The organism is Fontibacillus panacisegetis, assembly GCF_900102215.1.
Classification (GTDB): domain Bacteria; phylum Bacillota; class Bacilli; order Paenibacillales; family Paenibacillaceae; genus Fontibacillus; species Fontibacillus panacisegetis.
On sequence record NZ_FNBG01000022.1, the window covers coordinates 83,485 to 95,772 of the forward strand.

At 44.1% G+C, this 12,288-nt stretch carries 14 protein-coding genes; 5 read left to right on the plus strand and 9 right to left on the minus strand.

All coding sequences use genetic code 11. The annotated features are described in order from the left end of the window. Positions 1–11: 11 nt before the first annotated feature. Positions 12–446 carry a GNAT family N-acetyltransferase gene (locus tag BLS49_RS17335; RefSeq protein WP_091233473.1) on the minus strand — a complete coding sequence of 145 codons (435 nt, stop codon included), beginning with the start codon at positions 444–446 and terminating at the stop codon, positions 12–14. Positions 447–793: 347 nt separating this feature from the next. On the opposite strand from BLS49_RS17335, the gene BLS49_RS17340 reads away from it, so the two are divergent. Together BLS49_RS17340 and BLS49_RS17345 are read left to right on the plus strand one after the other, a co-directional pair. Continuing rightward, entirely contained in the window at positions 794–1,408 is a 615-nt protein-coding gene (locus BLS49_RS17340) for a superoxide dismutase (RefSeq protein ID WP_091233478.1), read from the plus strand. A 46-nt stretch (positions 1,409–1,454) separates the two neighbouring features. Then, on the plus strand, positions 1,455–1,667 hold the full coding sequence (locus BLS49_RS17345) for a hypothetical protein (RefSeq protein ID WP_091233481.1): 213 nt from the start codon (positions 1,455–1,457) through the stop codon (positions 1,665–1,667). A 334-nt stretch (positions 1,668–2,001) separates the two neighbouring features. Here BLS49_RS17345 and mutY read toward each other — a convergent pair whose 3' ends face one another. Beyond that, positions 2,002–3,189 carry an A/G-specific adenine glycosylase gene (gene mutY / locus BLS49_RS17350; protein ID WP_091233484.1) on the minus strand — a complete coding sequence of 396 codons (1,188 nt, stop codon included), beginning with the start codon at positions 3,187–3,189 and terminating at the stop codon, positions 2,002–2,004. An 8-nt stretch (positions 3,190–3,197) separates the two neighbouring features. After that, complete coding sequence (gene acpS, locus BLS49_RS17355) at positions 3,198–3,587, minus strand: holo-ACP synthase (RefSeq protein ID WP_091233488.1); 390 nt, start codon at positions 3,585–3,587, stop codon at positions 3,198–3,200. A gap of 173 nt (positions 3,588–3,760) precedes the next feature. Here acpS and BLS49_RS17360 point away from each other — a divergent pair, with 173 nt between their 5' ends. Together BLS49_RS17360 and BLS49_RS17365 are read left to right on the plus strand one after the other, a co-directional pair. Beyond that, complete coding sequence (locus tag BLS49_RS17360) at positions 3,761–4,591, plus strand: alpha/beta hydrolase family protein (protein WP_091233491.1); 831 nt, start codon at positions 3,761–3,763, stop codon at positions 4,589–4,591. Between the two features lie 60 nt (positions 4,592–4,651). After that, positions 4,652–5,563, plus strand: coding sequence for an AraC family transcriptional regulator (locus BLS49_RS17365; protein WP_091233493.1), 912 nt, complete (start codon positions 4,652–4,654; stop codon positions 5,561–5,563). Between the two features lie 72 nt (positions 5,564–5,635). Here the strand turns inward: BLS49_RS17365 and BLS49_RS17370 are convergent, their stop codons facing one another. The 6 genes from BLS49_RS17370 to BLS49_RS17395 form a co-directional block, all read right to left on the minus strand. Then, positions 5,636–6,835: an ABC transporter permease gene (locus BLS49_RS17370; protein WP_091233496.1), complete on the minus strand. Its 1,200-nt coding sequence runs from the start codon at positions 6,833–6,835 to the stop codon at positions 5,636–5,638. After that, a complete protein-coding gene (locus BLS49_RS17375; protein WP_091233498.1) occupies positions 6,832–7,521 on the minus strand; it encodes an ABC transporter ATP-binding protein in 690 nt (229 codons plus the stop codon). Before BLS49_RS17375 ends, BLS49_RS17370 begins: the two co-directional genes overlap by 4 nt. Continuing rightward, positions 7,518–8,588: an efflux RND transporter periplasmic adaptor subunit gene (locus BLS49_RS17380; protein WP_245742535.1), complete on the minus strand. Its 1,071-nt coding sequence runs from the start codon at positions 8,586–8,588 to the stop codon at positions 7,518–7,520. Before BLS49_RS17380 ends, BLS49_RS17375 begins: the two co-directional genes overlap by 4 nt. Before the next feature lie 13 nt (positions 8,589–8,601). After that, complete coding sequence (locus BLS49_RS17385; protein WP_091233502.1) at positions 8,602–9,240, minus strand: YIP1 family protein; 639 nt, start codon at positions 9,238–9,240, stop codon at positions 8,602–8,604. A 174-nt stretch (positions 9,241–9,414) separates the two neighbouring features. Continuing rightward, positions 9,415–10,224 carry an ammonia-dependent NAD(+) synthetase gene (nadE, locus tag BLS49_RS17390; protein ID WP_091233505.1) on the minus strand — a complete coding sequence of 270 codons (810 nt, stop codon included), beginning with the start codon at positions 10,222–10,224 and terminating at the stop codon, positions 9,415–9,417. A gap of 23 nt (positions 10,225–10,247) precedes the next feature. After that, a complete protein-coding gene (locus BLS49_RS17395) occupies positions 10,248–10,682 on the minus strand; it encodes a BrxA/BrxB family bacilliredoxin (protein WP_091233511.1) in 435 nt (144 codons plus the stop codon). A gap of 177 nt (positions 10,683–10,859) precedes the next feature. Here BLS49_RS17395 and BLS49_RS17400 point away from each other — a divergent pair, with 177 nt between their 5' ends. Beyond that, entirely contained in the window at positions 10,860–12,128 is a 1,269-nt protein-coding gene (locus BLS49_RS17400; RefSeq protein ID WP_091233515.1) for a BaiN/RdsA family NAD(P)/FAD-dependent oxidoreductase, read from the plus strand. Positions 12,129–12,288 lie beyond the last annotated feature (160 nt).

Here is a 12,288-nt window from a genome sequence, read left to right on the forward strand (position 1 = left end):
GCAACTTGAGATTAAGACATTGAATGTACAGCTGCAATACCCAGCTTCTGGAAAGCCTCCAGAAACTTGCTTGCTCCGTAGCCCATAGCTTCATAGAGCGGAGCAATCTCCTTGTTATGCTCGTCTCCAACAACAAAAATGCGATAAATTTTGCGATGTTGAAAACGTTGCTCCATACCGGCGATTAAGTTTTTGCCTACACCTTGACGACGGTACTCTGGATGAACCGCCAAACGGTAAATACATCCCATATTTTGATCGATTGTACCAATCAGCACACCAATCACTTCATCGTCTACTTCGGCAATCATAATTAGTTCAGAGTCCCAAGACAACTGTCTGGCAAAAGCCCGCTTTGTGTCTTCGTAGCAGTCTTCCGATAAGGCAAGCTGCAAAAGCTCCATCACTTGATTGGCATCACTCAACTGAAAGGAACGTATACGCATGCAATGATCTCCCTTTTCTCTAAGCTAGATAGATTGATGTAAAAACTTCTTCAATTTTTTACATTAACCAAACAATTGAATCCAGACAAAAAACGAGAAAAATCCTCTTCTTTGTCCATTAAACCATATAAATCTCCTGAATACATCATTTTTCTTCTGAAAGCGCTTTATATTAAGCGGTTACATTTTATTTTTTAAAAACAATTTCTATTTTTGGCAAATTCAATGCATTATTTCATTCTTTTTTTCCAATAATAGGTTTGTTAATGGAGTGTTAACCATCTCTGTTCTTTAATAAAATTAAACTCTACAACGAACGACAATTGGATCAGGAGGAAAATATAACCATGGCACACGAATTACCTGCTCTACCTTACCCTGCAAATGCGCTGGAACCTTATATTGACGAACAAACCATGAACATTCACCATGATCGTCACCATAACACCTACGTAACAAATCTCAACACTGCTCTGGAACAGGCTCCAGAATTGCAAAACAAAAGTGTAGAGGAGCTAATCTCAGATCTGAACAGTATACCTGAGAGCATTCGTACTGCAGTACGCAACAATGGCGGAGGACATGCAAATCACAGTCTCTTCTGGAAAATTATTAATCCAAAAGGCGGAGGCACACCAAGTGGATCTCTTGCACATGCGATTGATACTGAGCTTGGCGGGTTTGACAAGTTTAAAGAGGATTTCGCGAAAGCTGCAGCATCTCGCTTTGGTAGCGGCTGGGCCTGGCTTGTTGTAGGCAAGGATGGCAGGCTATCTGTTACAAGCACGCCAAATCAGGACAACCCGTTATCCGAAGGTCTGACGCCTATACTCGGTCTTGACGTATGGGAGCATGCCTATTATTTAAAATATCAAAATAAACGTCCCGACTATATCGCCGCATTCTGGAATATCGTCAACTGGGATGAGGTCAATAAACGTTACGAAGCAGCCAAAAAATAAATAACATTCCATTTTTAATTTCGTATAAATAAGGAGCAGGCATACTATGGATCAACAAAATGAATTAACAAATGACCCGCAGGAGTTACTCAAGCTAAAACATAAGGCTGACCAGCACAAGGCGGAATTCACTAATTTCGCACGCAGTGTCAGCGGCAACACTCCGGTTGATCACGGTCAGATATCGCCAGACACCCATCGCGAACCGGATCAGCAAAATAACGAAAAAGACGTAGAGAATCGAATGATCGGTGATTAATGAAAATAAAGAAGAGGCTGTCCCTCAAAGTCATCTAAGTAAACTTTGAGGGGCGCCTCTTTTTTCGCAGATCAGAACAAGCACGCAACAGGGAAAACCTGCAAAAATGCATTTTTTTAAAAGTAGCCAGGATAGGATGAGCCAAAGCCTGCAAAAGTGCAGGAATATAGTGCAGAATAGTCTAGTTTGAAACGAGTACTTAGTGAAAGCCTGCACTTTTGCATCAATTTAGGGCATTTAGTCAATTTACACGATAAAAGCCTGCACTTTTGCATCAATTTTCCAGCAATTCCGGGATTATCGCTCACATCATGGGACTATGAGACGGCCCCTTCTATTTCTGCTTATAATACTCATCAAGAATTCTAAGAAACACATTAGGAAAGGCCAAATCCGCCATATCCTCCCTATTAATCCAGCGATATTGCTGTGTCGCTTCATCAGATTCTTTTGTAATTGCGGCATTTATTTCATACTGAGCGTTAGCTTCCGCTGCAAAACCCAACATAGCCATCAATTCTGCTGCTTCCTGAAAACGGAACACCCTCAGATTCCAATGAATATGGCTGAACGTGTGCTCTGCATTCATGAAGGGCTCGATGGGTCTAGCTGACACTCCTGCTTCGGCTAGCGCTGCAGCAAGACGATCCATCGCCGGACCGTCCGGCAGACCTGCGCCTTCGCCCACTTTAGCATCAGCCGGAATATATGGCAGCTCCCACATGCGGGCGAGCAGCCCTGAATTTGGACGCTGGCGAACTAAAATGCGCCCCTCGTGATCTCCTTCGCCTTCGACTAAGGCGACTAAATGATATTCGGGGCGCGGCGGCTTAGCCTTGCTTTTGAGTGGCAGCCGCTCCTCCGCCCCCTCTAACCTCGCCTCACAATGAACCATTACTGGACATGTCAGACAATGAGGTGACTTTGGCGTACACACCGTGGCCCCAAAATCCATCAATGCCTGATTGAAGTCTCCTGCGCGTCCCTCAGGAATTAGCTCCGCAGCCAATTGCTCCATCAAGGTTCTGGTACGCAGCTTCATAATATCTTCTTCGATTAAGAAAAATCTCGACAGTACTCGCATTACATTGCCATCCACCGCCGGCTCCGGCTGATTAAAGGCAATGCTCAATATTGCACCTGTTGTGTATGGTCCTACCCCTTTGAGGGCAGCAACATCTGACTTTACATTCGGAACTACACCGCCGTGTCGCTCCACAACTTGACGCGCCGCTGTCTGCAGATTGCGAGCTCTTGAATAATACCCTAACCCTTCCCAGCATTTAAGCACATCCTCCTCAGGAGCTTGCGCCAAATCCGTAATGGTAGGAAATCGTTCGATAAACCGATTAAAATAAGGAATTACCGTATCTACCCTCGTCTGCTGCAGCATAATCTCCGATACCCAAATATAATACGGATCTCGCTGTCTTCTCCAGGGTAAATCCCTTTTGGATCGACCATACCACTTCAACAATTCTGTACTGAAAAAATGTTTACTCTCTATACTTTCCTGCATCATGTTCTCCTTTATTTGACTCTCTCCACAACTGCAAAAGCAGAAGCCAAATGCCGCTCATGCGTAATACTAAGATGTACGGCAAATTCCTGCTCAACCATGCCTAGTCGTTCCCATGATTGCGACGAAATTGTAACCGAAGGCTTGCCGAAGACATCCGGCATGATTTCCATATCAGCAAAACCTAACAACTGTCCAATTCCGCACCCGAATGCTTTGCTAATCGCTTCCTTGGCAGCAAAACGACCCGACACAAATTCTGCCGATCTCGACTGAGCTCCCGGCAATCCTTGTTCTGAAGGAGTCAGAATTCTCTGAATCATTCTGTTACCAATCTTGTTATCCAGCATACCGCGTACCCGTTCTATTTCAACGACATCATGTCCAATTCCAAAAATCATGAAGATTCCCTTCCTTCACATTACCTGAGCATTTATAAGAAAACATGCCAATCACATTGTAACAGGGAAGAGTTCTGGAAGCGAGTCCTGCGGTTCTGCCTATGCTATAATGAAACGAGCTACTATTGTGCAAGTAATTCATAACTTTATATATAGGAAAGGATGATATACGTATGTCGATTGATTTTCAGGTTCAGCTGGACGGAGAAAATGTCATTAAGGCAACACGTTATCCTGCCCAAAACAATGTCCCTATCGGGCTCGTCCTCATTGCCCACGGATATAAAGGCTTTAAGGATTGGGGAATGTTCCCTTATGCTGCGGAGTTTTTAAGCCGTACACACGAAGTCATTGCTTTTAATTTTTCTCATAATGGGATTGGGGACGATCCGCTGCAGTTTACGGAATTGGAAAAATTCGCGGTAAATACTTACGATCAGGAACTATCTGATCTCCATGCTCTCGTTAACTACTTACAAGCTGATGAACAACTTCGCAGCCTGCCGCTTTTTCTAATCGGCCATAGCCGCGGTGCAGGTGTAAGCCTCGTCTACGCCCTGGATCATCCTGAGTCAGTAAGCGGGGTTATCTCTTGGAACGGTGTTACGAACCTTGATTTATTCAGCGATACGCAAAAGGAAGAAATGCGCCGGAATGGCCGCAGCTATGTACTCAATGGGCGGACAAACCAACAAATGCCGCTGGATGTAATCATTATTGAGGACCTTGAACGTCAGCAAGAACGATATGATATCATCAGTCGTTTGTCACGTCACAGAGACTTTCCTGTTGTACTGATCCAAGGTACTGAGGATGGTGCCAAACTACGCAAAGGCTCTGAGGATTTAGTCAGTCTTCGACCCGATATAGAGTGGATACAAATACCAGGCGGCAATCATACCTTTGGAGCGGTTCATCCATTCGAAGGACCTACCACACCATTGACAGAAGCACTCGAAGCAACTCTATGTTTTATTACCAAGATTACTCAAAAGCAAGAATGATCAAGATTCCATTCATCCAGTACTATATACTTCCTAATATGACCGGTCTGGAGGAAGTTCATGAACAATAATTCTACAGTAATTCAGCAAAGTATTGAATACATCGAGGAGAGGCTTGGGGAAGATCTTACACTAAAAGAGGTTGCTCAAGCGGTACATTATTCCGAGTATCATTTTCACCGAACATTTCTGTATTGGGTTGGGGATACGGTTACGTCCTATATTCGAAAAAGACGACTGTCCAAAGCAGCCGAAGCACTAGTTTATAGTGATCTAAAAATAGTCGATGTCGCTCTTCAATGCGGCTTCGGGTCCCACGAATCCTTTACACGTTCTTTTCGAAAAATGTATGGAATGATGCCTTCTGCCTGCCGCAAGCTGGATCATCCGCCTTTCCTCGTGCCGATCGCACAACCTAAAGAGGTATTTGCTGGACTACAAAACGATGAATGGAGAGTGTATCAAATGGATGCTCGTATCGAACAATTCCGTGCAATGAGAGTAATTGGTTATAGTATCACTACAGCTGCAAGTGAAGGTAACAACACAGAAATTCCTGCCTTTTGGCAAAACTACATGAAAGAGCAATTAGCTTACAAGATTCCGGGTAAACTCCGCCCTGATGTTGAATTGGGTATTTGTTCGTCGTTGAATACCGATGGAAGCTTCCAATATACTATCGGCTTTGAAGTTGACCGAAGCACTCCCGTTCCGGACGGGATGATCGAGTTAGAGATACCGGAAACTACCTATGCTATATTCACAACACCTCCAACTGGACAAAGTGATTTCGTTGCATCCATTCAGAGCACTTGGGATAATATCTATACGAACTGGTTTCCGACCTCAGGTTATGAGCAAATAGCTGCTCCCGATTTTGAATGGTATGATAAGCGTTGTTGGCCGCAGGAAGACAAGCAAATTGATATCTATATTCCAGTACAGCCTGTAAGTGTGAAAGCGCAGCGTTAATTAGCAAATGTACAGCCAACACTATACAAAACAACCCGGTTCGCTTTAGCAAGCGTTCCGGGTTGTTTATTTTTATTCATAACGAAGAGATTCAATAGGATGCAGCTTGGAGGCTTTGTTCGCCGGATATAAGCCGAAGAATATACCAACCGCAGCCGAGAAACCGAAAGCGAGTGCCATGGCCCAAATACTCACGACGAAAGGCCACCCGGTAGCTATTGCAAATATAAAAGCTAATAACAGTCCGAACAATGCCCCAATCGTACCGCCGATAAAAGACAATATCACAGCTTCGATCATAAATTGCACCATGATGGTTCCAGGTGTAGCTCCGATCGCTTTCCGAATCCCGATTTCTCTGGTTCGTTCTGTGACAGAAACAAGCATAATATTCATGACTCCGATTCCACCGACAAGCAAGGATATGCCTGCTATAGAGCCAATAATGATTTGCATAATGCCAAATGAGCTTGCTATCATCTGCTCTGCGTCTTTTCCTGTCTGAGACAAAAATTGACTGACATCTGTATTCTTTTTCTTGGCAAACCATTCTTTAACGTCCTGAACGGTGTTATCTAAATTATCTGGCACTGCAGCCAGCCCACCAATCATACCTAAACGAAAGTTATCTCCATCCTCTCCCATAGGCATAGCAAGTAGCGGAGCATACCCTGTATACCGTTCACCCTGCATACCGCTCATGATACTCTCCTGTTGTTTATATACGCCAATAACCCGAAAAGTACCACTTGAGAGCACAAGCTTACGACCAATAGCACTGGCTTCCGAACCATATGCCTTTACTGCAAACTTCTTGTCAACAATAATAACCTTCTGGCGTCCTCTTTCCTCTTGCAAGTTAAAAAACCTGCCCGCTACTATATCGAGATTCATCATTTTTGGCATATCGGCCGTTGTCGCTGTGATAGAAAACTGAAGCTTTTCATTCTTTAATTTAGTGGACATTGAAACAGTTAGCTCACTAGTGACATACCTGACACCTGGTATTTTAGCTGCTTCGCGTAAATCTCGCAGTCGAATTTCTGTATCGCCCGAAGTCCCTCCATTTGAGTAGTTGTTGTATACAACAAAATACCCGTCTTTGTAATTGGACAACTCCGACATCATGGAAGATTGGCCTGATTGACCGATCGATACAACAGTAACAACAGCTGCAACACCGAATACAATGCCGATCATCGTTAGAAAAGACCGCAATTTATTCATTCTCAGGTTGGCTAATGCAACTAGTATACTCTCCCAAATACTCATGAATACACACTTCCTTTGCGAGTATCCTTGAGCAGCTTACCATCACCGAACAGCAATACACGATCAGCATGCTCAGCAATATCAGGCTCATGCGTAACGAGGACAATCGTTGTACCTTCCTCATGAATTTGCTTAAACAAGGCCATGATCTCATGTGATGATTTGGTATCCAGATTTCCAGTCGGTTCATCGGCTAACAATATTGGCGCATTCATGGTTAAGGCGCGGGCTATCGCTACACGCTGCTTCTGACCCCCGGACAGCTCTGTTGGGCGATGCTTTACCCTGCCTTCAAGACCTACTCTTGCAAGCAAATCAAGTGCGCGCTCATTTCGTTTTTCTCTGGAAATTCCCGCATACATCATTGGAAGGGTCACATTTTGCAGAACCGTCTGCCGCCCCAGCAAATTAAAGCTTTGAAATACAAAGCCTATCTTTTGGTTCCGTACCCGGGAAAGTTCATCTTCATTTAGTTTGTGGACGTCTTCTCCATCAAGATTGTAGCTGCCTGATGTCGGGACATCCAGACAGCCTATGATATTCATAAGCGTGGATTTGCCTGAACCCGAGGAGCCCATAATGGCTACAAATTCTCCACGTTCTACCTTCAGATTAACAGGACTTAGCGCCTGAACCTCAAGCGGTCCATTTTTATAAACTTTAGTAATATCAGTCAAGGTAATCATTGAACTTTCACCTTATCGCCATCACGAAGACTCTCAGCGCCTTCCACTACAACTTTATCGCCTTTAGCCACTCCGGTGACGATTTCAACCTGCTCCTCACCCTCTTTACCGATGGTTACAATCGACTTGACAGCTTTTTCTCCCTCAACCTTAAATACGTAAACTTCTTCACCTTCATATTTCACAGCTGTAATCGGGACGAGAACACGATCTTTATCCGGTAATTCCATTTCAATTGTTACATTATAGCCAGGACGAAGCTCGGCTGCTTTATTTGCCAGCGTTATTTCCATTCCAACAGTAGCATCCTTAGATGTCTTGTCACTAAGTATTGCGGTTGGAGATAAATAAGTGACCTCCCCCTCATACGTATCTGTTATGGATTCTCCTGTTACTTTCGCCTTCATCCCAAGGACTACCTTGCCTGCGTCCATCTCATTCAAATTTGCCTTCACCTTGTATGATGAGAGATCAGCCACAGAAATCACTTGACTTCCCTCAGGCATAATTTGTCCCTCTTTTACAGCCACTTCAGTCACTATCCCGTCAGCCGAGGCGTATACCGTACCGTTACTTAACTGCTTCTCCAGGGAAGCGATGGTCAATTGACTTCTGCGAATGCGCAAATCATATGACGTAAGATCCAGTTCCTCCACAGTCTGATCAGGATTATCCGACATTAGTTCTTTGAATTTTTCAAAATGTTGTTTTTTCGCTGTAAGTCGTTCTGCTTCAGTAAGCTCGATATCAAGCTTTTCTTTGTCCAATTGCTCCTTTATGGAATCCAGCTTAAGTTTTAACACAGGCTGTCCTTTTGTAACCGAATCCCCCTCTTTAACATGAAGCGTCTGCACGATTCCGCCAACAGGAGAGAAAACGACTTTCGTTTCCTGAGGTTCTAATCTACCATTTGTATAGATTTGCTCTATGATTTTTCCTTCTGTCACTTCAGCTGTCTTCACTGTGGCCGCGCTTCCTGCATTTCTAAAATTCAGAAGGACAAAGACAACGATGACTACACCCAATAGAACCCCAATAAACCACTTCTTCTTAAACAACTCCAACACTCCTATCCAATGTCTATAAGATAATTAAAGCACCAAACGAAAAGATACACCAAAAAATTACGATCCATATCCCTACCTTTTTCTTCGGACGATTCATCATGACGGAAGAACCGATGATGTATAAGACCAAGGTCCAAATGCTGAACGGATTAGTGAGTGACAATACTTTATACAACAGGCTTCCCTTATCCTGAATCAGCGTTCCAAGACTGATCGTTACATCTGTTAACGCTTGAGCATCTGCAACATTCATTAAAATTCCTGTCAAAATATCGCCAACCGTACCCGGCAATGCAGCAAAAACAGCGATCGTAACAAACTGCATATATTTCCCTTCGCCACGAACGATTAGATTCAAAAGCAGCAGTAAAAGGCCAATAATAAATATCATAATGATCGAAGTAATAGGACCCGACAGATACATCCCTATTTTGTTAGCTGACATCAGCGAATCATAGGTATCTGGAGAAATTTGAGCATTGCTCTTCAAACCGTCCAGCATCATTTGTTCCAATAATGGCATTTGCAAGTAAATCACCAACAAAGATAGAACTATCAACACAATCATGCCTATTAACCATGCTAGCTTACTGCTTTTAAGTCTTTTAAAAGTACTTTCCGGAGATACAAAAATAGTAAACAAATTTTTCAAATCAAATCCTCCTAGTCATTTCATTGGTATGTATTAATTCATAGTCTGCTACTAAGTATACGAATATAAGGTCAAGAAAGATTCACCTGTTGGATTTTTTTTCTAAGCAATGTGAAAAAAGACTCTAACCTACAACTAGGAAATAGAGTCATATTGTAATAGTTAATGCTTTCTTTAGATGCCAGGAATCGGGTTTCGTTTATGCTCTGTCTTGCTGTAAATCGCTTCAAGCCGTTGTTTAACAGCAAGATCGATCTCTTTACCCTCCAGATAGTCGCTATTGTCTTCATAGCTGATGCCAAGCTCTTTCTCATCAGTCTGACCAGCCCACAGTCCGGCAGTGGGGGCTTTATCAAGTATGCTCTGCGGTACACCAAGGTAAGCAGCAAGCTGACGTATTTGACGTTTATTCAGGGTGCTAAGCGGGGTAATATCAACCGCCCCGTCTCCCCATTTGGTATAAAAGCCTGTAACAGCTTCCGAAGCATGATCTGTGCCCACGACAAGCAGGTTAAGCTCGGAAGCCAGCGCATATTGAACCACCATGCGAGTTCTCGCTTTGACATTGCCCTTGCCTTGATGGCTCATATGCCGGTATTGACCGATCTTCTTGAGTCCATACTCAACCTCAAGTGCAATTTCATTCACTGTATCCTCGATATTCGTCTCCACCGTATGGGACAATGCAAAAGCTTGAGCCACTTCATAGCTGTGCTCGATATCCTCCTGTTCACCATAAGGCTGGAAGACTCCAAGCGTAATATACTCATTGCCCGTCTCCTGGCTCAATTCATCAGTCGCTTTCTTGCATAGGCCTGCCGCTACAGCGCTGTCGATGCCTCCGCTAATAGCGATCAGAAGTCCGGTTGTGCGTGAGCTTTTTACATATTCCTTAAGAAAATCTACGCGTTTCCGAACTTCATCTTCTACATGAATAGAAGGTCTAACACCTAAACGGCTAATGATCTCCTGCTGCAAGCTCATATTTCATTCCCCCGCGAAGTTACTTATCTGCAGAAACGATCAAATGCGCTAGTCAGATCAGCCGCAATTTCTTCAGCGGAACGGTCTTCAACTTGATGGCGTTCGATAAAATGGACAAGCTCCCCGTCCTTCATGAGCGCGATCGAAGGAGAAGATGGTGGATATGGCGCAAAATATTCACGCGCTTTAGCTGTTGCTTCTTTGTCCTGACCAGCAAATACAGTGTACAGATGATCCGGAGTCAAATCGTGCTGTAACGCTTTCGCTACGCCCGGACGGCATTGTCCTGCCGCACAGCCGCATACGGAGTTCACTACAACCAGTGCAGTTCCTTTAGCAGTAGGAAGCTTTTCTTCCACCTCTTCAGGAGTCCGAAGTTCCTGAATTCCCAGAGAAGTTAATTCATCCCGCATCGGTTGAATCATGTCTCTCATATATTGATCAAATGACATTGACATTTAAATACACCCCTTAATATGTAGATTAATTAGACTTCATGTGCCTTGCCTGACTGACAGCGACTTTTCGCACAAAAAGATATATTTAATTATACATTCATAAGAACGGAAAGCAACTTCACGGGAAATCATATAGAATATAATTTATAGATTAGTACCTACGCGAAAGGAATTCACATGAAAAAATTTGATGTCATTGTTATTGGAGGCGGCCCATCAGGCTTAATGGCTGCCATCGCAGCTGCAGAGCAAGGGGCTAACGTGGCTCTTCTCGACAAAGGGGACAAGCTTGGGCGTAAGCTCGGTGTCTCAGGAGGCGGGCGCTGCAATGTAACCAATGTTAAAGAAATTGATGAGCTCATTACCTATATACCTGGAGGGGGAAGATTTCTGTACAGCGCTTTTTCACTGTTCAGCAATCGCGACATTATCGCCTTTTTCGAAAATCTGGGTATTGCCCTGAAAGAAGAAGACAATGGACGGATGTTCCCTGTATCTGATAAAGCAAAAACCGTCGTCGATGCTCTAATTGGCAAAGCCAGATCGCTTGGTGTTCATTTGCTTGTCCATCATCCAGTAAAAGAAGTGCTGTATGGTGAGGAAGGTGTTCGTGGAGTGAAGCTGCTTAATGGAGAGCAGTTTTCTGCCTCTGCAATCGTGATTGCAACAGGCGGCAAGTCGGTTCCACATACCGGATCAACGGGCGATGGATATCCTTGGGCCACTGCGGCAGGCCATACCATTACAGAGCTGTACCCAACCGAAGTTCCGATTATATCCAAAGAACCATATATCGTAAATCGTGAGCTGCAAGGTCTGTCGCTGCGTGACGTGAAGCTGTCTGTGCTGGGTCCGAAGGGCAAGGCGGTTATCTCCCACAGAGGCGATATGATCTTCACTCATTTCGGCCTATCCGGCCCCATCGCTCTCCGCTGTAGCGGATTTATTCGAGGTGTAAAGAAGAAAAACAACGTATCCGAAGTAACGATGAGTATCGATTTATTCCCGGATCAATCTCAAGGTGAGCTAGAGCAGCAATTGCGATGTCTAGCGGCGAACGAGCCCAAGAAAGCACTCAAAAATGTACTCAAGGGAACCATCCCGGAACGCTTGCTACCTATTCTGTTTGAACACGCCTCCCTTTCGGGTGATACCACATATGAGCAATTGCCAAAAGATCCTTGGATGGCTTTTATTGGCGTACTCAAGAGCTTTACTATACAAGTGACCGGAACGCGTCCTTTTGAGGAAGCATTTGTAACTGGTGGAGGGGTTCAACTTAAAGAAATTGACCCAAAAAGCATGGGCTCCAAGCTGATGCCAGGGCTGTTTTTCTGCGGTGAAGTACTCGATATCCACGGCTACACTGGAGGTTATAACATTACCGCGGCATTTGCAACGGGATATACTGCCGGCTATCATGCAGGAATGATGTCTCAGCAGTGAGGGAACTGGTGCAAATTTCCAAATTGCGCATTAGCGAAATAGTACAGCTAGCTTATTCGTGAGAAGCCAGAGGATTGCAGATCGAACACAGTAGAGGAAAAAATATCCTTTATTTTCGAAAATGAGATGATTTTAAAGAAAATAAAGGAAGTATTTTCCT